Here is a 20,862-nt window from a genome sequence, read left to right on the forward strand (position 1 = left end):
ACAACTTTCACCGGAGCAGGCATGCGCGGATCAACGGAACCGGGCGGGCTCGTCCTCATCGTCGAGGACAACCGCAACATCTCGGAAATGGTGGGCGAATACCTCGAAGGCCGCGGCTTCGAGGTCGATTACGCCTCCGACGGCCTGGATGGCTATCGCCTGGCGGCGGAAAACACCTACGACGTGATCGTGCTCGACCTGATGCTGCCGCGGCTGGACGGCATCGAGGTCTGCAAGCGCCTGCGCGAGGAAGCGCGCAAGTCCACGCCGGTGCTGATGCTGACCGCGCGCGACACCCTGGACGAGAAGCTCACCGGCCTGGGCGCCGGCGCCGACGACTACCTGACCAAGCCGTTTGCGATCCAGGAACTCGAGGCCCGCCTGCGCGCGTTGATCCGCCGCGAACGCCGCCAGGTGGGGTCCGAGGTGCTCAAGGTTGCCGACCTGGTGCTGGACCCGGCCTCGCTGCGCGCCACCCGCGGCGGCACCGAACTGCAGCTCTCGCCGATCGGCCTGAAGTTGCTGACGATCCTGATGCGCGAGTCGCCGCGGGTGGTCAACCGCCAGGAGATCGAGCGCGAGATCTGGGGCAACAGCCTGCCCGACTCCGACACCCTGCGCAGCCACCTGTACAACCTGCGCAAGACGATCGACAAGCCCTACGACAAGCCGCTGCTGCACACCGTGCAGAGCGCCGGCTACCGGATCGCCGACATCGAGCAGCCGCCGACCTGACGCCGGCGCCTGGTCGTCGCCATGTCGCAAGGCCTGCCGCGCAAACTTCGCTATGCCTTCATCCTGCAGGTGGTGCTGGCCAGCCTCGTCGTGGTCGTCGGGGCGGTGGTCACCGGCAGCATCGTCAAGGACGCGCTGACCGACCAGCAGCTGCGCGGCGAAGCGCAGGAGTTCTGGAACGGCCGCGCGCGGGATCCGGCGTATCCGCTGCCCCGGGCCTCGACCATGCATGGCTATTTCGTGGCCACCGGGCAGTTGCAGGACCAGGTGCCTGCCGAACTGCGCCGGTACGGGATCGGTGTCTCCGACCTGCCCGGCGGCAACCGCAAGCTGATCGTCGACGAGCGCCCGCAGGGACGCCTGTACCTGGTGATGTCGTTCGACCTGCTCGACGCGATCATCGCGCGCGCGGGGCTGGTATCGATGCTGCTGGCGCTGGTGGCCGTCTACCTGACTACCTGGCTGACTTACCGCGCATCGAAGCGGCTCGTGACCCCGGTGAGCTGGCTGGCACGACAGGTGGCGCACTGGGACCCGGGCAAACCGGACATGCATTCCATCGCACCCGGGCGGATACCGGGCGAAGCCGATGGCGAGGTCGGGCAGCTGACCAGCGCGCTGCGCAGCCTGACCCGGCGCACCCGTGACCTCGTCGCGCGCGAGCGCGACTTCACCCGCGACGCCAGCCACGAACTGCGCACGCCGCTGACCGTGATCCGCGTGGCCACCGACATGATGCTGGCCGACGAGGACGTCCCCGCGCGCGGGCACCGCACCCTGCAGCGGATCCAGCAGGCCGGCCGCGACATGGAGGCGATCATCGACGCCTTCCTGATCCTGGCCCGCGAACATGGGCACGCGCCGTTGACCGAGGACTTCGATGTCGCGGTCGTCGTCGACGAGGAGGTCGAGAAGGCGCGCCCGCTGCTGGCGGGCAAGCCGGTGGAGCTGGAGGTGGTCGCGACGGCCTCGCCCCGCCTGCACGCCTCGCCGCGGGTACTGGCAGTGATGCTCGGCCAGGTGCTGGACAACGCCTGCGTGTTCACCGAGCGCGGGCGCATCGAGGTGCGGGTCGAACCTGGCAGCCTGGTCGTTGTCGACACCGGCATCGGCATGACGCCCGGGGTGTTGCACAGGGCCTGGGACCCGTTCTACCGCGCCGACAGGGTCAACCCGAGCGGCAAAGGCATGGGACTGTCGATCGTGCGGCGGCTGGCCGACCGCTTCGACTGGAAGGTGACGCTGGACAGCACCCCGGGGGTCGGCACGGTGGTGACCATCGATTTCGCCCGCGACGTCATTGCTGACTCCGTTGCCTGATGCGTTGCCTGAAGATTCCCCGTCGCCGGAAACCGGTCGCGGCCGGACGCTGTCAACCCGGCATCCTTCCGCGCGTTGACTGAAATCGACACCCTTTCCCCACGAACGCAACGCATGAGCACACCACGCAAGAAGCCGACCCCTTCCCGCATGACGCGCCGCCTGCTGGTGGGCGTGGTCGTGGTTGCACTGGCGGTGCTCGCGACGTGGTACTGGAGATCCCAACGGGCCGCCGCCGACGAGGGCGCGTGGCGGACCACGACGGTCGAGCGCGGCGATATCCGCGTGGCCATTTCCGCGACCGGCACGCTGAGCGCGATCTCCACCGTCACTGTCGGCAGCCAGGTGTCGGGCCAGGTCACCGATGTGCTGGTCGACTTCAACGACAAGGTCGTGAAGGACCAGGTGATCGCGCGCATCGACCCGAGCACCTACGAGGCACAGATCAACCAGGGCAATGCCCAGGTCGCGAGTGCCCAGGCCTCGCTGCGGCAGGCGCAGGCGACGCTGGCCAACGCCGAGGCCGACTACCGGCGCAAGTCCGAGCTCGGCGCGCAGCAGCTGGTCGCCAGAAGCGACATCGACCTCGCCCGCGCCGCACGCGACCAGGCCCGGGCCCAGGTCAACGCCGCGCAGGCGCAGATCCGCCAGCAGACGGCCTCCACCGAAACCACCCGCATCAGCCTCGGCCGCACCGTGATCCGCTCGCCGGTGGACGGCGTCGTGCTCACCCGCACCATCGAGCCTGGCCAGACCGTGGCCGCGAGCCTGCAGGCGCCGGAGCTGTTCACCATCGCCGAGGACCTGTCGAAGATGAAGATCGAGCTGGCCGTCGACGAATCCGACATCGGCCAGGTCAAGGCCGGGCAAGCGGTGTCGTTCACTGCCGATGCCTTCCCCGACCGCCAGTTCAAGGGCGTGGTCGAACAGGTGCGGCTGTCGGCGACGACCACCAACAACGTCGTCACCTATCCGGTCGTGGTCACCGTCGACAACACCGACGGCACCCTGCTGCCGGGCCTGACGGTGAACGCCGAGATCGAGGTCAGCAAGCGCGATGGCGTGCTCAAGGTCGCCAACGCGGCGCTGCGCTACAAGCCGGCGGACGAGGCCACCGCGACGGGCCAGCAGGCGGCCGCGCAGCGTGGCGGCGGAAGTGGCGGCGGGATTTCCGACGACCTGGCCCGCACCGCGGCGGCGCTGAAGCCGGACGCAACGCAACAGGCCGCATTCGATGCCGCGATCGAGGCGATCCGGCAACGCCAGGCGGCGCGCCAGGCCGCGCCGCAGCAGGGCGGCAACAGCCTGTTCGGCGGGCGTGGCGGCGGGATGCGGGTCATGGGCGGCGGCGATGGCGCGATGCAGGCGCAGATGCGCCAGCGCATGCTGGAACGTTACCAGCAGGATTTCGCCGGCTTCCGCGCTTCGCTCGACGATGCCCGGCGCAAGCAGTGGGATGCCGCCGTGTCCGCGCTGGTCGGCGCGCGTCGCGCACCGCTGTACACGCTGGTCGACGACAAGCCGCAGCGGGTGATGGTGCGCATCGGCGCCAGCGACGGCACCAGCACGGAAGTGTCCGGCAACATCAAGGCCGGCGACGTGGTGGTCACCGGCGAGCGCGCGCGACAATGAACGCAGCCCGCAACCCGGTCGCGGTGATCGAGACACGCGGCCTCGGCAAGGTCTACTCGCCGGGCACGCAGGCCGAGGTGGCCGCGCTCAAGGACGTTGACCTGCGCATCGGCCGCGGCGATTTCGTCGCGATCATGGGGCCGTCGGGCTCGGGGAAGTCGACGTTGATGAACCTGGTCGGTTGCCTCGATACCGCCAGCAGCGGTACCTACGAATGCGACGGCGTCGACGTCTCCACGCTCGACGCCGAGGAGCTGGCCACCCTGCGCCGCGACAAGATCGGCTTCGTGTTCCAGGGCTTCAACCTGTTGCCGCGGATGACCGCGCTGGACAACGTGGCGATGCCACTGGGCTACGCGCGCGTGCCGGTCGCCGAGCGCCACGAGCGCGCGCGCGAGGCGCTGGCTGCGGTCGGCCTGTCCGAACGCGCCGGGCACCTGCCCAGCGAGTTGTCCGGTGGCCAGCAGCAGCGTGTGGCGATCGCGCGAGCGTTGATCAACCAGCCCCCGATCCTGCTCGCCGACGAACCCACCGGTGCGCTCGACAGCAAGACCGGCGAGGAGATCCTCGCGCTGTTCAAGCGCCTGCGAGATGCCGACCACACGGTGGTGCTGATCACCCATGACGCCGAGGTCGCCGCACATGCCGACCGCACGTTTGTCATGCACGACGGCGAGTTGCACGAGCAGGCGCGGCCATGAACTTCACCGACATCCTCCGCACCGCCATCCACGCCCTGCGCGGCAACTGGATGCGCAGCGCGCTGACCTCGCTGGGCGTGATCATCGGCATCGCCGCGGTGATCGTGATGGTGTCGGTCGGGCAGGGCACGCAGCGCGAGATCGACAGCCTCGTGTCCGGTCTTGGCTCGCAGCGCCTGGACATCTCCCCGGGCGCGGGCCGCGGCTCCGGCGGTGCGCGCATGAGCGCGAGCAGCTTCTTCACCCTCAGCGAAGGCGACGTCGACTCGATCCGCAGCGAAATCCCGGAGGTGCAGTACGTCGCCGGCGCGCTGCGCGGCGGCACCCAGGTGGTATTCGCGGAAAACAACGCGGCGACCAACTGGCAAGGCGTGCAGCCGGACTGGTTCGCGATCAACGACTGGAAGATCGGCCAGGGCGCGGGCTTCGATGCGCAGGACTACAGCAGCGCCGCCAAGCACGTGATCATCGGCGAGACCGTGCGCCGCACGCTGTTCGGCGACGACAGCGGCGTCGGCCAGACCATTCGCCTGGGCCGGGTGCCGTTCACCGTGGTCGGCACGCTGGCGCCGAAGGGGCAGGGCGGCTTCGGCCAGGACCAGGACGACATCGTGATGGTGCCGCTGGAAACCGGCCGTCGGCGCCTGCTCGGGATGATGGGCCTGCCGCCGAGCGCAGTGATGCAGATCGCGCTGACCGTCACCAGTGCCGACGACCTGGACTACGTGCAGGGCGAGGTGGAGGCGCTGCTGCGCCAGCGCCACAAGATCCGGCCCGGCGACGATGACGACTTCCGCGTGCGCAACATCAGCGAAATCGTGGCCACGCGCACCGCCACCACCAACCTGATGTCCAAGCTGCTGGGCGCGGTGGCGACGATCTGCCTGATCATCGGCGGCATCGGCATCATGAACATCATGCTGGTGTCGGTGACCGAGCGCATCCGCGAGATCGGCCTGCGGATGGCGGTGGGCGCGGGGCCGAGCGACGTGCGCCGGCAGTTCCTCGCCGAGGCGATGCTGATCTCGCTGATCGGCGGCGTCATCGGCATCGCGATTGGCGTGGTCGGCGCGCTGCTGGTCGGCAGGTTCAGCGAGCTGCCGGTGGCGCTGAACGGACAGGTGGTGGCGCTGGCGGCGGTGTTCTCGATCAGCACCGGGCTGTTCTTCGGCTACTACCCGGCGCGAAAGGCCTCGCAGCTCGACCCGATCGAGGCGCTGCGACAGCAGTAGGCCGGGGTTGCGCCGCCGCCACTTTTGCGCGATGGAGCGAGCGCGGTGCCGCCATGCGCCCGCGGGGAAAGGCTTTTTGTAGGAGCGGCTTCAGCCGCGAGCTTTTTCCCAGACAGCCAGCGCCTTGCGAAGGAGCTCGCGGCTGAAGCCGCTCCTACAGGATTGAAGTCGATAGCGCGTCCCGGCCAATCGCATATCCTGTAGCGATGAGCCAAACAACCCATTCCCGTCCCACGGCACTGGTCATCCACGGCGGCGCAGGCGTCATCGAACGCGACAAGCTCGACGCTGAAGATGAGCGCGCGATCCGCGCCGACCTCGATGCGGCGCTCGACGCTGGTCACGCGGTGCTCGCCCGCGGCGGCAGCGCGCTCGACGCGGTCGAGGCCGCGGTGCGCGCGCTGGAGGATTCGCCGCGCTTCAATGCCGGCCATGGCGCGGTCTTCGATGCTGATGGTCGCCATGAACTGGATGCCTCGGTGATGGAAGGCCACACCCGTCGTGCCGGCGCGGTCGCGGGGGTCACCACCATCCGAAATCCGGTCTCGCTGGCGCGCGCGGTGATGGAGCACTCGCCGCACGTGATGCTGATCGGTGCCGGCGCGGAAGCTTTCGCCGGCACGCGTGGTGACATCGAACAGGTTCCCAACACGTACTTCGATACCGCGCATCGCCGGCGCGAACTCGAACAGGCGCAGACCCGAGAGCGCGCCGACGCCGATGCCGCGGATAATCTCAAGGGCAAGTATTTCGGCACCGTCGGCGCGGTGGCGCTGGACGCCGACGGCCACATTGCCACGGCCACGTCCACCGGCGGCATGACCAACAAGCGCTGGGGTCGGGTCGGCGACACGCCGCTGGTGGGCGCCGGCACCTGGGCGGACGAGCGCTGTGGCGTGTCCGGCACCGGCTGGGGCGAGTTCTTTATCCGCTGCGCGGTCGCGCACGACATCGCCGCGCGCATGGCCTACCGCGGCGATTCGCTGCGGGCCGCGACCGACGCGGTGATCCTGGGGGCGGTGCCGGAACTGGGCGGCGACGGCGGCGCGATCGCACTCGACCGCGACGGCAACGTGGTCATGGCGTTCAACACTTCGGGCATGTATCGCGGCTGGATCCGGCCGGACGGCACGCGCGGCACCGCGATCTTCCGCGAGTAGGCCGGAGGCAACCGTCGCCGACGCGAACGGACCAGCATCCCGCAGCGGCGGCCTGCGTTCGTCGCGTGGTCAGCGCAGGTATGGCACGACGATGCCGCGCCAGAGCGCGTAGCCCTCGTCGTTCATGTGCAGGCCGTCGGCCAGGAACAGCTCGGCGCGCGGCTTGCCGTCGGCATCGAGCATCGGCGTGGCGACGTCGATGAACGCGACATCGCGCATCCGCGCCGCTTCGGCCTTCACCAGTGCGTTGGCCTCGCGCTGCGCCGGCAGCTGGTCGATGCGCGCCAGGCTGGGCTTGATCGCCAGCCACGCGATCGGGACACCGGGCAAGTCGCGTCGGACGCGGGCGACGAAGGCGCGGAAATCGGCCAGGACCTGTTGCGGCGGGCGCCCGGCATCGATGTCGTTGTCGCCCGCGTACAGCACGACCTGGCGCGGCTGGTAATGGATGGCGACCTCGTCCGCGTACCAGGTCGCATCGCGCAGCTGCGAGCCGCCGAAGCCGCGGTTGAGCACCGGCCGGCCGGGGAAATCCTCCGCCAGCGTGAGCCACATCCGCACCGAGGAGCTGCCGGTGAACACGATCGGATGCGCCGGCGGCGGGTTGCGCGCGTCCTCGGCGGCGAAGCGGGCCATGTCGGCTGCCCACTGGGGCGACGACACGGCCTCGGCGGCGGGCGGCACGGACGCGACCCGCGCTGTCGTCGGGCCGGCACCGGTGCAGGCGGCGAGCAGGGCGGCCAGCAGCAAGGCGGGCAGGGCGATCGGTCGCATGGAGGCTCCCTGGGGCGCGGGGCGCCAGTGGAACAGCGCCGGGAATCGATTGCAAACCCTGGGGGGTTCACCGGGCCGGATGGGCGGCGGACGCCGCCCATGTGGCAAAATTGCAGGATTCCGGCTTATCGGCCGCGGCGCCAATCTCCTTTCCATGCCACTGATCCCAGACCCTGCCCCAGGCGGCCGCCGCATCGCGACGAATCCACTCCGCCGGTGCGGCATCGATTCCGCCGCCGCCCGCCATGGCGGGCGCTGAGGTGGCCGACGAGGTCGGACATCTGCCGCGCGGCCCGGGGCGGATCCTGAAGGCCACGGTCTGGTCCATGCAGGGCCTGCGTGCGGCGTGGCTGCACGAGTCGTCGTTCCGGCTCGAGGTGTACCTGTTCGTGGTGCTTGCGCCGCTGGGCGCGTGGCTGGGCGGCAATGGTGTCGAGCGCGCGCTGCTGATCGGTTCGATGCTGCTGGTGCTGGCCGTGGAACTGCTCAATTCCGCGATCGAAGCGGTGATCGAGCGCTACGGCGCCGAACACCATGAACTCGCCGGGCGCGCCAAGGACATGGGGTCCGCGGCGGTGTTCGTGCTGATGATGAACGTATTGCTGTGCTGGGGACTGGTCCTGGCGCCGCGCTGGACGTGAAGCCGGTGACCGTCGTCCCCGCGCTCTCCGCGCCCGAAGCCATCGGGTCATTCTTGAAGGAAACCGTTTGATGAGTTGGGAAATGCTGGCCGATCCGCAGGTATGGATCCTGCTGTTGACGTTGAGTTCGATCGAGATCGTGCTGGGCATCGACAACCTCGTGTTCATCTCGATCGCGGTGAGTCGCCTTCCGGCGGCGCAGCGCGAACGCGCGCGCAAGTTCGGCATCGCCGTGGCCTGCATCACCCGCATCGCGCTGCTGCTCACGCTCGCCTACCTGGCGCACATGAAGCAGGACCTGTTCACGGTATTCGGGCAAGGGGTCTCGATCCGCGACCTGGTGCTGATCCTCGGCGGCGTGTTCCTGCTGGTGAAGGGCACGATGGAGATCCGCGACCTGGTCGCGGGCGAGGACGAGTCCGAGGACATCCACACCAAGCCGGTCACCTCCTTCGGCGCGGTGATCGCGCAGATCGCGGTGATCGACATCGTGTTCTCGCTCGACTCGGTGATCGCCGCGGTCGGCATGGCCGACCAGTACGTGCCGGTGATGGTGGCGGCGATCCTGCTGGCGGTGGCGGTGATGCTGCTGGCCGCGCGGCCACTGGGCCAGTTCATCGACAACAACCCGACGATCAAGATGCTGGCGCTGGCGTTCATCGTGCTGATCGGCGCCTACCTGCTCGTGGACGGTCTCGGCATCCACATGCCCAAGGGCTACATCTACGGCGCGATGGGCTTCTCGGCCGCGGTGGAAACGCTGAACCTGTGGGCCAAGCGCCGAGCGCGGCTGCGCGAGGCGCTGCGCGGCGAGGAATCCTGAAGGGAGCGCCGCCGAACCGGGGCGTTGCGCCGGGCCGCGCAGGGTGCTGCAATGCCGGCGTCTTCCCAACGGAGCCGGACCATGCGCTTGATCCTGTTGATGGTGCTCGCCGCGCTGCTCAGCGGCTGTGGATACAACCAGATCCAGCAGAAGGATGAAGCGGTCAAGGCCGGCTGGTCCGAGGTACTGAACCAGTACAAGCGCCGTGCCGACCTGATCCCCAACCTGGTCAGCACGGTGAAGGGCTACGCGGCGCACGAGCAGCAGGTGCTCACCCAGGTGACGCAGGCGCGCGCCAAGGTCGGGCAGGTCAACGTCAACGCGGACGACCCGGCGTCGCTTGCCCAGTTCCAGCAGGCGCAGGGCGAGCTGTCGAGCGCGCTGCAGCGGTTGATGGTGGTGGTGGAGAACTACCCCAACCTGAAGGCCGACCAGTCCTTCCTGGGATTGCAGACCCAGCTCGAGGGCACCGAGAACCGGATCACCGTGGCGCGCGGCCGCTACATCCAGCTCGTGCAGGACTACAACACCTACATCCGCTCGTTCCCGCAGAACCTTGTGGCGATGATGTTCGGCTACAAGCAGAAGCCGAACTTCACGGTCGAGAACGAACGCGCGATCCAGGAAGCACCGGCGGTCGACTTCGGGCAGGCGCCGGCCGCGCCGCAGCAACAACCGCCGCCGCAGCCGGCCAATTGAGCCGACGCGGGCCGGGATGATGTTGCCGCGGCTGGGCGCCAGCGGGCTGCTGGCAGTGCTGCTGGCGTTGCTGCCGTGGCAGCAGTCGCGCGCACAGCAGCTCGCGGCGATCCCGCCGCTGGATTCGCCGGTGGTCGACACCACCGGCACGCTCGATGCCGCGCACAGGCAGCAGCTCGAACAGCAGGCGCTCGCGCTGCAGCAGCGCAAGGGCAGCCAGCTGCAGGTGCTGCTGGTGCGCAGTACGCAGCCCGAGTCGATCGAGCAATACACGCAGCGCGTGTTCGACCAGTGGAAGCTCGGCCGCAAGGGGGTCGACGACGCGGTGCTGCTGGTGGTGGCGACGGACGACCGGCGCGTGCGCATCCAGCCGGGCTATGGCCTGGAGGGCGCGATCCCGGACATCACCGCCGGCCGCATCATCCAGGAATACATGGCGCCGAAGTTCCGCGCCGGCGACTACGGCGGCGGCATCGTCGATGCCACTGCGGTGCTGGTGAAGCTGATCGACGGCGAGCCGCTGCCGGAACCGATCGCCGACAACCGCGGCAAGGAAGGTGGCGGCGGCGACTGGCTGTTCGCGCTGTTCGCGGCGTTCATCGCCGCGAGTTTCGTGCGCGGGGTGTTCGGGCGCACGCCGGCCGGCGTGCGCGGCGTGCTGACCGGCGGCGTCGCGGGCGGGGTGGCGTGGCTGCTGTCGTCGCTGCTCGGCCTCGGCGGCCTGGCGGCGCTGATCGGATTCTTCTACGGCCTGGTCAAGCTGCCGGCGGGGAGCTATGCCCGCCACGGTGGCTGGGGCGGGTTCGGCGGCGGGGGCGGTGGAGGCGGCTTCGGTGGCGGGTCGGGCGGCGGCTTTGGCGGAGGCGGTGGCTGGTCCGGCGGTGGCGGCATGAGCGGAGGCGGCGGCGCCTCGGGGAGCTGGTGATGGCGGGCATGGCCTCGCGCTTGCTGCGGCATGTATTCGCCGCTCCCGCGGCTGGCATGTTTCCGGCGGCCAGCCTGCAGCGCATCGCCGATGCCGTCACCGTGGGCGAAGCGCGCCATCGCGGTGAGGTCTGCTTCGCGGTCGAACCCGCGCTGCCGCTGCGGCAGGTGCTGCGCGGCGTGCAGGCCCGCGATCGCGCGCACGAGGTGTTTGCGCAGCTGCGAGTCTGGGACACCCGGGCCAACAACGGCGTCCTGGTCTACCTGCTGCTGGCCGACCACCGCATCGAGGTCGTCGCCGATCGCGGCCTCGCAGGCCTGGTCAGTGAAGAGCAATGGCGCGGGACCTGCGTGCTGATGGAGGAGCGCCTGCGCGCCGGCGAGCCGGAGGCGGCGATCGTGGGCGGAGTTGCCGCCATCGCGGACCTGCTTGCCGCGCATTTCCCGCGCGCGCCCGGTGACGCCGACGAGAACGAACTGCCGGACCTGCCGCGCGTGCTGTGACGGTCGGTGCGGCGTCTGCCTCCCGCCATCGCGGGAGTGCACGATGGCTGCGATCCGCACAAGCGCCGGCTTCCGCGGCGCGGCACAATAGGCACGGACGAATCCCGGAGTGCCGAGCCAGATGCTGCTACTGAACCAGATCGACCCGATTGCCTTCCGGCTCGGCCCGCTGGCCGTGCACTGGTACGGGATCATGTACCTGCTCGGGTTCGCGGTGGCTTGGTTCCTCGGCCAGCGCCGCGTGCGTGATGGCCGGCTGCCTGGCGTGGACGCCAACGCGTTCGGCGACCTGATGTTCTACGGCATGCTCGGCGTGGTGCTGGGCGGGCGCATCGGCTACATCCTGTTCTACGACCTGCCCACCTACCTCGCGCACCCGCTGCAGGTGTTCAAGATCTGGGAAGGCGGGATGAGCTTCCACGGCGGGCTGCTGGGGGTGATGGTCGCCGCTTGGCTGTGGTCGCGGCGGCAGAAGCTGCATTTCTTCGACGTCGCCGATTTCGTCGCGCCGCTGGTGCCGGCGGGCCTCGGTCTCGGGCGCCTGGGCAACTACATCAACGGCGAACTGTGGGGCAAGCCGACCGATGGCAGCTGGGGCGTGGTGTTCCCGCAGGCGCCGGAAATCGTGAAGCTCGGGTTCGACCCGGCCGCGCTGCGCGCGCAGTTCGAGTCCGGTGCGCTGGACATGTTCGCGCGCCATCCTTCACAGCTCTACCAGGCCGGGCTCGAAGGCGTGGCGATGCTCTGCATCCTGTGGTGGTACTCGCGCAAGCCGCGACCGCGCTACGCCGTGGCGGGCATGTTCGCGCTGCTGTACGGCGTGTTCCGCTTCGCGGTCGAATTCGTGCGTCTGCCCGATCCGCAGATCGGCTACCTCGCCTTCGGCTGGCTGACCATGGGCCAGGTGCTGAGCCTGCCGTTGATCGCGGTCGGCCTGGTCTGGCTGTGGATGTCGCGGCGCGCGCCGACGCTGCAGCCGCAGCCTTCCGCATGACCCCCAGCGTCGGGAAGAATGCCGGTGGGCGCCGCAGGTCGGGGCTGCGCCCCCGACGCCCGCAACAACGGCCGGAATACGTAATGTCGGGGGCGTAGCCCCGACCTGCGAGAGGATTTGCATGCACCAGTACCTCGACCTGTTGCGCCACGTGCTCGAGCACGGCGCCGAGAAGTCGGACCGCACCGGCACCGGCACCCGCAGCGTGTTCGGCTGGCAGATGCGCTTCGACCTCAACGCGGGCTTCCCGCTGGTCACCACCAAGAAGCTGCACCTGCGCTCGATCGTGCACGAGCTGCTGTGGTTCCTGAAGGGTGAGACCAACATCGCCTACCTGAAGGACAACAAGGTCGGCATCTGGGACGAGTGGGCCGACGCCGATGGCGAACTCGGCCCGGTCTACGGCAAGCAGTGGCGGCGCTGGGCGACCGCTGACGGCGGCGAGGTCGACCAGATCCAGTGGCTGGTCGACGAGATCAAACGCAATCCGGACTCGCGGCGGCTGGTGATCAGCGCGTGGAACGTGGCCGACCTGCCGAAGATGGCGCTGATGCCGTGCCACGCGCTGTTCCAGTTCTACGTGGTCGACGGCAAGCTCAGCTGCCAGCTGTACCAGCGCAGCGGCGACATCTTCCTCGGCGTGCCGTTCAACATCGCCAGTTACGCGCTGCTGACCCACATGGTGGCGCAGGTGACGGGGCTTGGGGTCGGCGACTTCGTGCACACGCTCGGTGACGCGCACCTGTACTCGAACCACTACGAGCAGGCGCGCGAGCAGCTCTCGCGCACGCCGCGCGCGCTGCCGATGCTGAAGTTGAACGCCGACGTGCGCGACATCTTCGGCTTCCGCTATGACGACATCGCCATCGAGGGCTACGACCCGCTGCCGGCGATCAAGGCGCCGGTGGCGGTGTGATCGCGCCGAGGATGCGTAGTTCGTGATGGGTGATTCGCAAGAGGGACAGTCGTCGGCAGCGGAAGGCGAAGCCGGGATGTGCGTTTCCCTCGTCGCCGCGTTCGACCGCAACCGCGCCATCGGCCGCGACAACGCGTTGCCATGGCACCTGCCTGCCGATCTGAAGCGCTTCAAGCAGCTGACCCTGGGCAAGCCGATCCTGATGGGCCGCAAGACGGCCGAGTCGCTTGGCCGTGCGCTGCCCGGACGACGCAACCTGGTGCTCACGCGCAGCGGCCGGGTGCCATTCGAGGGCATGGAAGCGGTGGCCTCGGTCGATGCCGCGCTGCGCGTGGCGGCGTCTGATGGTGCGGGCGAGCTGTGCGTGATCGGAGGTGCGCAGGTCTATGCGCTCACGCTGCCGTTGGCGACGACGCTGCACCTGACCCATGTCGACACCGCGGTCGAAGGCGCGGATGCATTTTTTCCGATGTTCGACCAGGGCATATGGCGCGAGGCATCGCGCCAGCGGCATGAAGCCGATGCGAAACACGCGTTCGCTTACGAGTTCGTCGACTACCGGCGCGTCGCACGCTGAGCAGCGTGTGGGAGCGGCCATGACCGCTCCCACAAGGCCTAGGCCACCTCGCGGCCGGGCACCTGCACCACGCGCAGTTCGTCGGTGTCGAGCTGCAGTGCGGTGAGCTTGCCGCCCCAGACCGCGCCGGTGTCGATCGCATGCACGCCGTGGCCGATGAACAGCCCCAGCGCGCTCCAGTGGCCGCAGACGATCTTCAGGTCGCGCGGCGCGTGGCCCGGCACTTCGTACCAGGGATACAGGCCGGGCTGCTGCGTGCCGGGCGTGTTCTTCTCCTCGAACGCGATGCGCCCGCGCGGCGTGCAGTAGCGCATGCGGGTGAAGACGTTGATGATCGCGCGCTCGCGGTCCAGGCCCTTGAGCCCGGGCGACCACGCCGGACGGTCGCCGTACATCTGCTTGAACAGCTTGCGGTAGCTGCCGTTGCGCAACCGGCCCTCGACTTCGCGCGCGTGCTGCTCGGCCAGTTGCGTGGTCCACTTCGGCGCGAGGCCGGCGTGGATCATCATCCAGCCCAGATCGCGGTCGACGTGCGCCAACGGCTGCATGCGCAGCCAGTCGAGCAGCACGTCGCGATCGGGCGCGAACAGAACCCGCCGCAAGTCGGGGTTGACCTTGCGCTGGTCCTCCTCGCGGCGCTCGGCGATCGCCAGCAGCGACAGGTCGTGGTTGCCCAGCACGCTGACCGCGCTATCGCGCAGCGAGTGCACCAGGCGCAGCGTTTCCAGCGATTCGCCGCCGCGGTTGACCAGGTCGCCGCAGAACCACAGCTTGTCGCGCGCCGGGTCGAAGGCGATCTTGTCGAGCAGGCGCTGCGTCGGTTCGAGGCAGCCCTGCAGGTCGCCGATGGCCCAGACGCTCATGCCGCCGCCACCTGCCCGCGCTTCAATGCAGGGTCCGCGGCATCGACAGCGTGAACGGCGGGATCGGCGCGTCGAAGTGCGTGCCGTCGTCGCCGATCATGTCGTAGCTGCCCTGCATCGTGCCCACCGCGGTCTCCAGCACCGCGCCGGAGGTGTAGGTGAATTGTTCGCCGGGCTCGATCCGCGGCTGTTCGCCGACCACGCCGTCGCCGCGCACTTCCTCGACCTTGCCGTTGGCATCGGTGATCACCCAGTGCCGCGCGAGCAATTGCGCCGGCAGGCGTCCGAGGTTGCGGATGCGGATCGTGTAGGCGAACACGTAGCGGTCGTCGTCGGGCGCCGATTCCTCGTCGAGGAAGCGGGTGGCGATCTGGATTTCGAGGGTGTAGTCCGCTGTTTCGTCCATGGCGACAGTGTAAGGGCTTGCGGTGAACGCTTGGACTACATCGTGACGGGCAGGTTCGCCAGGCGCACGAAATCGGCCACTTCGAGCTGTTCGGCGCGTGCCTGCGGGTCGACGCCCGCGGCGCGCATTGCCGCTTCGTCGCAGACATTGCGCAGCGCGTTGCGCAGGGTCTTGCGACGCTGGCCGAACGCGGCGCGGACCACGTCGGCGAAGCGCCTGCGGTCGTCGATGCCGATCCGGGCTGGGTCGCGCGGCACAAGCCGCATCACCGCCGAGTCGACCTTCGGCGGCGGCCGGAACGCGCCGGGGCCGACGGTGAACAACGAGGTGACGTCGCAGAACGCCTGCAGCATCACGCTCAGCCGGCCGTAGATCTTGCTGCCGGGGCCGGCGGCAGCGCGCTCGACGACTTCCTTCTGCAGCATGAAGTGCATGTCGCGCACGGCGGTGGCGTGGTCCAGCGCGTGGAACAGGATCGGCGACGACAGGTTGTACGGCAGGTTGCCGACCAGCCGGATCGGCGTGCCCGCCGCCAGCGCGGTGAAGTCGACGTCCAGCACGTTGGCGTGCACCAGGGTCAGCTCGCCGTGCGCGCGCGCCGCGGCGGCGAGCGGCTGCAGCAGGTCGCGGTCGAACTCGATCGCGGTGAGCGCGCCGTGGCGGTCGAGCAGCGGGAAGGTCATCGCGCCCTGGCCGGGTCCGATCTCGACCAGCCGGTCGCCGGGTTTCGGGTCGACGGCGTGGATGATCCGGTCGACGACGCCGCGCTCGTGCAGGAAGTGCTGGCCAAGCGACTTCTTGGGCGGGGCGCGGAAATGGTCGCCTGCGTGCGTGCTCATGCAGGAGTGCTCACAGCAGTTTCGTTCCCAACGGCACGTCGCGGTCGGGCACGCACAGGGCGACGTGGCCGTCGGCGTCGTGGAAGCCGGTGACCAGGCATTCGGACATCAGCGGCCCGATCTGCTTCTTCGGGAAGTTGACCACCGCCACCACCAACCGTCCCACCAGCTCCTCCGGCCGGTAATGCGCGGTGACCTGCGCGCTGGACTTGCGCACGCCGATGTCCGGGCCGAAGTCGACCTGCAGGATGTACGCCGGTTTGCGCGCCTGCGGGAACGGTTCGGCCGACAGCACCCGGCCGACGCGCAGCTCGACCTTCATGAAATCATCCCAGCCGATCTGCTGCATGGCGCTGTCGCCACTCATGTCGTGCTCCCTTGCATGCGTGCCAGTGCGCGTGGGCGCGCCAGTCGCGTGCAGGTATCGATTGCAGCCAGCAGGCTCGACGGATCGGCGGTGCCGGTGCCGGCCAGGTCGAGCGCGGTGCCGTGGTCGACCGCGACGCGCGGGTAGGGCAGGCCGAGGGTGAGGTTCACCGCGCGTTCGAAACCGCTGTACTTGAGCACCGGCAGGCCCTGGTCGTGGTACATCGCCAGCACCGCATCGAACCCGGCGAGCCTGGCCGGCAGGAAGGCGGTATCGGCCGGCAGCGGGCCATGCAACGTCATGCCTTCGCCACGCAGGCGTTCGAGCACCGGTTCGATCACGTCGATTTCCTCGCGGCCCAGGTGCCCGGCCTCGCCGGCGTGCGGATTGAGCCCGAGCACGGCCACGACGGGCGTGGCAATGCCGAAGTCGTCGCGCAGGGCGGCGTCGAGGATGCGCAGCGTGCGTTCCAGCCCGGCGGGCGTGATCGCATCGGCGACTTCGCGCAGCGGCAGATGGGTGGTGGCCAGCGCCACGCGCACGATGTCGTTGGCCAGCATCATCACCACCTCGCAGCCGGCCTGCCGCGCCAGCAGGCCGGTCGTGCCGGTGTAGGCGATGCCGCCGGCGTTGATGTTCGCCTTGTGCACCGGGCCGGTGACCAGTCCGTCGAACTCGCCCGCGATGCAGCCCGCGGCACCGCGCTCCATCGCGGCGATCACCGCGCTCGCGTTGGCGGGGTCGGGCGTGCCGAACTCCGCGGCAACGGCGTTGGGGATGTTGATGAGCCGGATCGTGCCCGGCGCGGCCTCGGTCGCATCGGCCGTCGTGAACGCAACCGGCAGGCCGATGGTTTCCGCGGCACGCGCGAGGGTGTCGCGGTCGCCGAACACGACGATGTCGGCGGCGTGCTGCTGGTGCATCGCGCGGATGCACAGTTCCGGCCCGACGCCGGCCGGTTCACCCGGGACCAGCGCGAGCCGCGGACGCATTCGATCAGCCGCCGTTGCCGTCCGCGGCAGCCGGGGTGCCGGTGCGGATGTCGACGTAGGCCTCGCCGCGCATCTCGCGCAGGTAGCGGTTCCACTCGTCTTCCAGCTTGCGCTGGCCGATGCGCTCGCGCATCTGCGCGCGGCGGTTGTCGTCGGTGACGTTGGCCTGGCGCGAGGCTTCGCGCTGGACGATGTGCCAGCCGGCCTGGGTCTTGAACGGCGCAGACACCTGGCCGTCCTGCAGGCCGGCTACCGCGGCGCCGAACTCGGGCCCGAACTGGTCCTGGGTGAACCAGCCAAGCTCGCCGCCCTTGTCCTTGGTGAAGGTGTCGTCGGAGCTTTCCTTCGCCACTTCGGTGAAGTCGGCACCGCCGGCGATGCGCGCGCGCAGGGTGTCGATCCGGGCCTTGGCCTTGGCGTCGTCCCCGCCTTCGTCGCGGACCAGGATGTGACGCGCCTGGAACTGGGTGACGCTCTGCGCGGCCGCCTGGTCGGTGGCGCGGGTTTCGACCAGCTGCAGCAGCTGGAAGCCGCTAGGACCGCGGATCGGCCCGATCACCTGGCCGTTCTGCAGGCCGCGGATGGTGCTGGCGAACGCGGCCGGGATCTCGTCGAGGCTGCGCCAGCCCAGGTCGCCGCCTTCCAGCGCGTTCGGGCTGTCCGAATAGCGCACCGCGGCGGCGGAAAAGGCCATCTCGCCCTTGTCGAGCAAAGCCTTGATGCCCTCGACCTTCTGCTGCCCGGTCGCGATCTGCTCGGGCGTGGCGCCGTCGGGCAGGGCGACCAGAATGTGCGCGAGGTGGTACTGCTCGCCGTCCTGGGACGCCAGCGCGGCTTCGACCTCGGCTTCGCTGACGCTGATCCGGGTCTGCGCGAAACGCTGCCGCAGCCGCTGGCTCAGCAGTTCGTCGCGCAGCGAGCGGCGGAAATCATCGTAGGAGATGCCGTCGTTGGCGAGCTGCTGGCGCATCTGGTCCGGGCTCAGCTTGTTCTGCGCGGCGATGTTGGAGATGGCGGTGTCGATCTCCTCGTCGCTGACCCGCACGCCGGTCTGGTTGGCCTGGGCGGACTGCAGGTGCACCAGGATCAGGCGCTCGAGCACCTGCCGCTGCAGGATCTCGCGCGGCGGCAGCTGGTCCTCGCGACCCACGTACTGGGCCAGCACGTTGTTGAGCGCGAGGTCGAGTTCGCTTTGCAGGATCACGTCCTCGTCGACGACGGCGGCGATGCGGTCGAGCGGCTGGACCTGCTGCGCATGCGCTGCCGTGCCGAACAGCAGGGCGACGGCAAGGAAAGAGGCGGTGAATGTCTTCATGGGGAGTCGTCGGGGGAGTCGTCGTCGCCACTGCGGACTTCGGGCGGCGGTACGAGGTAGAGGTCCTCGCGATAGTAGCCGAGGATAGCACGGCGCAAACGGCTCTCCGTGTCCGGGCCGGCCGAGCCCAGGCCCTTGAGTTCGATCTCCAGCTGGATCGCGTCGTTCATGTCGCCGGTACGGTTTCGCACGTAGCGGCGGGCGACCAGGCGGGCGGACAGGCAGCAGCTGTCCCACTGCACGCCGGCGATGCCTTCGAGCAACTGGTTGTCCAGCAGCGAGTAGTAGTAGCGACCGACCAGGCTCCAGGACGGCGAGATCGGGTAAAGGAACGACAGGTCGGCCTGTTCGAGCAGGTCCTCGCCGTTGCCGGCGTTGCGGCGGTAACGGTAGCTGAGGTTGACGATGCCCTCGTCGCCGATCAGGTAGCGGGTACGCACGCTCGCGAGGTCCTCGCTGCGTGATTTCGGATCCCACTGGTAGGACGCGCCGATGTTCCAGCGGTCGTTGATCGCGTAGCTGGCGTCGGCAACCCAGGCCGAGCGGCCGCTTTCGAGCACCGGGCTGTTGGCGCGCAGCCCGACCCGGGAGTCCTCGAAATACCGGATCTGGCCGAGGCTGGCCGACAGCTTCTCGCGCCCGTCGGATTCGCGGATCAGGCGGCTGGTCACCGCCATGGTCAGCTGGTTGGCGTCGGTCTGGCGGTCGGCGCCGGAGAAGCGGTTGTCGCGGAACAGCTGGCCCCAGCTGAAGGTCATCGGGCCGGTGTCGAAGATCGGCAGGTTGTCCTGGTTGCGGTAGGGCGCGTTGAGATAGAACAACCGCGGCTCGAGCGTGTTGACGTAGTCGTCGCCGCGGAACTTGACGTGGCGGTCGAAATACAGGCCGGCGTCGATCGAGCTGATCGGCAGGCTGCGGTTGGGCGACGTCTCGGGGGTGCCGGTGCCGGCGAGGCCGTCCGCCAGGTCCTGGTCGAGCTGATAGCCGGTGTAGCGCCAGGCCAGGGTGGGGGTGATGAACCAGCTCGAGCCACCCAGCGGCATGCTGACGTAGGGCTTGAGGTCGATCCGGCTGCCACCGGGGCGGACGTCGCTCTCGACGTGCTGGAACCGCGCCGCCTCGGCGTTGATGCCGGCGGTGAACCAGCGGCCGAACGACTGTTCCCAGTTGTAATACGCACGCGGCAGGCGGTAGTAGGGCAGGGTCGTTTCCGACAGCGTGTAATCGGCCAGCTGGTAATAATCGGCCATCAGGCCGGCATTCCAGTGGCGTCCGCGGCCGTAGACGCCGATGTCGCTGTTGACCCGGTAGTTGGAGATCGAACTGAGGTTGTTGTTGAAATCCTCGAGGTAGCGCGGGTCGCTGATCCAGTTGATGTTGGCGCGCGCCTGCCAGGCGCGGTTGATGTTCTGCTTGCCGAGGAACCGGAAGCGGCCGCGGTCATCCTTGCGCCTGTTTTCCAGCGGATACCGGTTAGCCGGGTCCAGGAATTCGGCCAGCTCGTCGTCGTGCTCGCGGCTGGTGAGGTCGTCCGACGGCAGGTAGCCGATGTCGAACTCGCCGCTGCCGGTGGGCGTGAGGTAGCGGAACTCGGTGTTCAGCATCAGCCCGCGCTTGGTCATGAGCCTGGGTTCCAGGGTCATGTCGTAGTTCGGGGCGAGGTTGAGGTAGATCGGCTGGCGCCAGTCGAAGCCGTTGCGCCCGGACTGGCTGACGTTGGGGTAGAGCAGGCCGGTCACGCGGCGGTCGTCGATCGGGAACCGGAACCACGGGACGTACAGCACCGGCACCTTGCCAACGCGGATGGTCGCGTTGCGCGCAGTGCCGAAGCCCGAATCGGTGTCGATGTCGATGCGGTTCGCGCGCAGTTCCCAGTGGCGGTCGTCCGGCGGGCAGGTCGAGTACGTCGAACCCATCAAGGCGCCCTGGGTGCCTTCCATCCGGATGCTGTCGGCGCCGCCGTTGCCGCGCCGTTCGATCAGCTGGTAGCGGACATCGTCGATCTGGTGGATGTCCTTGGTCTGGTCGCCGTGCGCGCTTTGCGCCACCATGCGCATGCCCGAGTCCTGGTAGCGCACGTTGCCTTCGGCGGCGTACTGCGAGCTCTCCTGGTCGAAGCGCAGGTTGTCGGCCTGCAGGAACTGGTCGCCGCGCTGGAGGGTGACGTTGCCCTGGCAGACCACCGTCCCGCCCATCACGCCTTCGGTGCTGTCGCAGGCCAGGTCCGTGTCCTGCAGCGCCCGATCTTCGGGCGAGCCGACCGGCGATGGTGCATTGGCGAACACCGGGACCGCGTCCTGCACGGGACACAGCGACCAGTTTTCCGGACGGTCTTCGTCGGCATGGGCGGCCAGCGAAAGGGCGATGCACAGCGGCAGCGGCAGCAGGCGGACAACAGGGCGCACGCGGGCATCCGTTCAACGAAAAGCGGCGGTTAGCTTGCCGCAT

Annotated in this window: 21 protein-coding genes and 1 pseudogene; 14 read left to right on the top strand and 8 right to left on the bottom strand. The window is 69.0% G+C overall.

Going from position 1 to position 20,862, the window contains the following annotated elements:
- Positions 1–21: 21 nt before the first annotated feature.
- From ACTJIL_RS00780 to ACTJIL_RS00805, 6 genes are all read left to right on the top strand, one after another.
- On the top strand, positions 22–735 hold the full coding sequence (locus ACTJIL_RS00780; protein ID WP_386741996.1) for a response regulator transcription factor: 714 nt from the start codon (positions 22–24) through the stop codon (positions 733–735).
- Positions 736–756: 21 nt separating this feature from the next.
- Positions 757–2,055, top strand: a complete 1,299-nt coding sequence (locus tag ACTJIL_RS00785; protein ID WP_440753713.1) for a sensor histidine kinase — start codon at positions 757–759, stop codon at positions 2,053–2,055.
- Between the two features lie 114 nt (positions 2,056–2,169).
- Positions 2,170–3,687 carry an efflux RND transporter periplasmic adaptor subunit gene (locus ACTJIL_RS00790; RefSeq protein WP_440753714.1) on the top strand — a complete coding sequence of 506 codons (1,518 nt, stop codon included), beginning with the start codon at positions 2,170–2,172 and terminating at the stop codon, positions 3,685–3,687.
- The gene (locus ACTJIL_RS00795) at positions 3,684–4,388 is read left to right on the top strand and encodes an ABC transporter ATP-binding protein (protein ID WP_440753715.1); all 705 of its coding nucleotides are present in this window, start codon (positions 3,684–3,686) and stop codon (positions 4,386–4,388) included. Before ACTJIL_RS00790 ends, ACTJIL_RS00795 begins: the two co-directional genes overlap by 4 nt.
- Positions 4,385–5,620 (top strand): ABC transporter permease, encoded by a 1,236-nt coding sequence (locus ACTJIL_RS00800; protein ID WP_440753716.1) that lies wholly within the window; start codon positions 4,385–4,387, stop codon positions 5,618–5,620. The genes ACTJIL_RS00795 and ACTJIL_RS00800 overlap by 4 nt, the downstream gene beginning before the upstream one ends.
- Positions 5,621–5,826: 206 nt before the next feature.
- The gene (locus tag ACTJIL_RS00805; RefSeq protein ID WP_440753717.1) at positions 5,827–6,780 is read left to right on the top strand and encodes an isoaspartyl peptidase/L-asparaginase family protein; all 954 of its coding nucleotides are present in this window, start codon (positions 5,827–5,829) and stop codon (positions 6,778–6,780) included.
- A 69-nt stretch (positions 6,781–6,849) separates the two neighbouring features.
- Here the strand turns inward: ACTJIL_RS00805 and ACTJIL_RS00810 are convergent, their stop codons facing one another.
- Positions 6,850–7,554, bottom strand: coding sequence for an SGNH/GDSL hydrolase family protein (locus tag ACTJIL_RS00810; protein WP_440753718.1), 705 nt, complete (start codon positions 7,552–7,554; stop codon positions 6,850–6,852).
- A 260-nt stretch (positions 7,555–7,814) separates the two neighbouring features.
- On the opposite strand from ACTJIL_RS00810, the gene ACTJIL_RS00815 reads away from it, so the two are divergent.
- The 8 genes from ACTJIL_RS00815 (at position 7,815) to ACTJIL_RS00850 (ending at position 13,632) form a co-directional block, all read left to right on the top strand.
- Positions 7,815–8,195: a diacylglycerol kinase gene (locus ACTJIL_RS00815; protein WP_440755804.1), complete on the top strand. Its 381-nt coding sequence runs from the start codon at positions 7,815–7,817 to the stop codon at positions 8,193–8,195.
- 70 nt (positions 8,196–8,265) lie between these two features.
- Positions 8,266–9,018 (top strand): TerC family protein, encoded by a 753-nt coding sequence (locus tag ACTJIL_RS00820; protein WP_440753719.1) that lies wholly within the window; start codon positions 8,266–8,268, stop codon positions 9,016–9,018.
- 81 nt (positions 9,019–9,099) lie between these two features.
- Positions 9,100–9,717, top strand: coding sequence for a LemA family protein (locus ACTJIL_RS00825; RefSeq protein WP_440753720.1), 618 nt, complete (start codon positions 9,100–9,102; stop codon positions 9,715–9,717).
- A gap of 22 nt (positions 9,718–9,739) precedes the next feature.
- Positions 9,740–10,642, top strand: a complete 903-nt coding sequence (locus ACTJIL_RS00830) for a TPM domain-containing protein (RefSeq protein ID WP_440755805.1) — start codon at positions 9,740–9,742, stop codon at positions 10,640–10,642.
- 8 nt (positions 10,643–10,650) lie between these two features.
- On the top strand, positions 10,651–11,145 hold the full coding sequence (locus ACTJIL_RS00835; RefSeq protein ID WP_440755806.1) for a TPM domain-containing protein: 495 nt from the start codon (positions 10,651–10,653) through the stop codon (positions 11,143–11,145).
- Positions 11,146–11,266: 121 nt separating this feature from the next.
- Positions 11,267–12,139: a prolipoprotein diacylglyceryl transferase gene (gene lgt / locus ACTJIL_RS00840; protein ID WP_440753721.1), complete on the top strand. Its 873-nt coding sequence runs from the start codon at positions 11,267–11,269 to the stop codon at positions 12,137–12,139.
- A gap of 121 nt (positions 12,140–12,260) precedes the next feature.
- A complete protein-coding gene (locus ACTJIL_RS00845) occupies positions 12,261–13,055 on the top strand; it encodes a thymidylate synthase (RefSeq protein WP_440753722.1) in 795 nt (264 codons plus the stop codon).
- A gap of 76 nt (positions 13,056–13,131) precedes the next feature.
- On the top strand, positions 13,132–13,632 hold the full coding sequence (locus ACTJIL_RS00850; RefSeq protein ID WP_440753723.1) for a dihydrofolate reductase: 501 nt from the start codon (positions 13,132–13,134) through the stop codon (positions 13,630–13,632).
- A 44-nt stretch (positions 13,633–13,676) separates the two neighbouring features.
- Here the strand turns inward: ACTJIL_RS00850 and ACTJIL_RS00855 are convergent.
- The 7 genes and pseudogenes from ACTJIL_RS00855 to lptD all read right to left on the bottom strand — a co-directional run.
- Positions 13,677–14,495: pseudogene (locus ACTJIL_RS00855) on the bottom strand (symmetrical bis(5'-nucleosyl)-tetraphosphatase); the annotation flags it as partial.
- A gap of 22 nt (positions 14,496–14,517) precedes the next feature.
- Positions 14,518–14,901, bottom strand: a complete 384-nt coding sequence (gene apaG, locus ACTJIL_RS00860; RefSeq protein ID WP_440753724.1) for a Co2+/Mg2+ efflux protein ApaG — start codon at positions 14,899–14,901, stop codon at positions 14,518–14,520.
- A gap of 35 nt (positions 14,902–14,936) precedes the next feature.
- The gene (gene rsmA, locus ACTJIL_RS00865; protein ID WP_440753725.1) at positions 14,937–15,740 is read right to left on the bottom strand and encodes a 16S rRNA (adenine(1518)-N(6)/adenine(1519)-N(6))-dimethyltransferase RsmA; all 804 of its coding nucleotides are present in this window, start codon (positions 15,738–15,740) and stop codon (positions 14,937–14,939) included.
- A gap of 10 nt (positions 15,741–15,750) precedes the next feature.
- The gene (locus ACTJIL_RS00870; protein ID WP_440753726.1) at positions 15,751–16,107 is read right to left on the bottom strand and encodes a tRNA-binding protein; all 357 of its coding nucleotides are present in this window, start codon (positions 16,105–16,107) and stop codon (positions 15,751–15,753) included.
- Positions 16,104–17,099 (bottom strand): 4-hydroxythreonine-4-phosphate dehydrogenase PdxA, encoded by a 996-nt coding sequence (gene pdxA, locus ACTJIL_RS00875; RefSeq protein WP_440753727.1) that lies wholly within the window; start codon positions 17,097–17,099, stop codon positions 16,104–16,106. The genes ACTJIL_RS00870 and pdxA overlap by 4 nt, the downstream gene beginning before the upstream one ends.
- Positions 17,100–17,103: 4 nt before the next feature.
- Complete coding sequence (locus ACTJIL_RS00880; RefSeq protein WP_440753728.1) at positions 17,104–18,414, bottom strand: peptidylprolyl isomerase; 1,311 nt, start codon at positions 18,412–18,414, stop codon at positions 17,104–17,106.
- Complete coding sequence (gene lptD, locus ACTJIL_RS00885) at positions 18,411–20,819, bottom strand: LPS assembly protein LptD (protein WP_440753729.1); 2,409 nt, start codon at positions 20,817–20,819, stop codon at positions 18,411–18,413. Before lptD ends, ACTJIL_RS00880 begins: the two co-directional genes overlap by 4 nt.
- Positions 20,820–20,862: the final 43 nt, after the last annotated feature.

Source organism: Luteimonas sp. 22616 (assembly GCF_052044325.1).
In the GTDB taxonomy this organism is placed as follows: domain Bacteria; phylum Pseudomonadota; class Gammaproteobacteria; order Xanthomonadales; family Xanthomonadaceae; genus Luteimonas.

Coding starts and splice junctions, on each gene's coding strand:
- ACTJIL_RS00825 (WP_440753720.1), top strand. CDS start 9,100: ATGCGCTTGATCCTGTTGATGGTGCTCGCCGCGCTGCTCAGCGGCTGT.
- ACTJIL_RS00870 (WP_440753726.1), bottom strand. CDS start 16,107: ATGAGTGGCGACAGCGCCATGCAGCAGATCGGCTGGGATGATTTCATG.
- ACTJIL_RS00850 (WP_440753723.1), top strand. CDS start 13,132: ATGTGCGTTTCCCTCGTCGCCGCGTTCGACCGCAACCGCGCCATCGGC.
- ACTJIL_RS00835 (WP_440755806.1), top strand. CDS start 10,651: ATGGCCTCGCGCTTGCTGCGGCATGTATTCGCCGCTCCCGCGGCTGGC.
- rsmA (WP_440753725.1), bottom strand. CDS start 15,740: ATGAGCACGCACGCAGGCGACCATTTCCGCGCCCCGCCCAAGAAGTCG.
- ACTJIL_RS00800 (WP_440753716.1), top strand. CDS start 4,385: ATGAACTTCACCGACATCCTCCGCACCGCCATCCACGCCCTGCGCGGC.
- lgt (WP_440753721.1), top strand. CDS start 11,267: ATGCTGCTACTGAACCAGATCGACCCGATTGCCTTCCGGCTCGGCCCG.
- ACTJIL_RS00820 (WP_440753719.1), top strand. CDS start 8,266: ATGAGTTGGGAAATGCTGGCCGATCCGCAGGTATGGATCCTGCTGTTG.
- ACTJIL_RS00845 (WP_440753722.1), top strand. CDS start 12,261: ATGCACCAGTACCTCGACCTGTTGCGCCACGTGCTCGAGCACGGCGCC.
- ACTJIL_RS00780 (WP_386741996.1), top strand. CDS start 22: ATGCGCGGATCAACGGAACCGGGCGGGCTCGTCCTCATCGTCGAGGAC.
- ACTJIL_RS00880 (WP_440753728.1), bottom strand. CDS start 18,414: ATGAAGACATTCACCGCCTCTTTCCTTGCCGTCGCCCTGCTGTTCGGC.
- ACTJIL_RS00805 (WP_440753717.1), top strand. CDS start 5,827: ATGAGCCAAACAACCCATTCCCGTCCCACGGCACTGGTCATCCACGGC.
- pdxA (WP_440753727.1), bottom strand. CDS start 17,099: ATGCGTCCGCGGCTCGCGCTGGTCCCGGGTGAACCGGCCGGCGTCGGG.
- ACTJIL_RS00810 (WP_440753718.1), bottom strand. CDS start 7,554: ATGCGACCGATCGCCCTGCCCGCCTTGCTGCTGGCCGCCCTGCTCGCC.
- ACTJIL_RS00795 (WP_440753715.1), top strand. CDS start 3,684: ATGAACGCAGCCCGCAACCCGGTCGCGGTGATCGAGACACGCGGCCTC.
- ACTJIL_RS00790 (WP_440753714.1), top strand. CDS start 2,170: ATGAGCACACCACGCAAGAAGCCGACCCCTTCCCGCATGACGCGCCGC.
- apaG (WP_440753724.1), bottom strand. CDS start 14,901: ATGGACGAAACAGCGGACTACACCCTCGAAATCCAGATCGCCACCCGC.
- ACTJIL_RS00785 (WP_440753713.1), top strand. CDS start 757: ATGTCGCAAGGCCTGCCGCGCAAACTTCGCTATGCCTTCATCCTGCAG.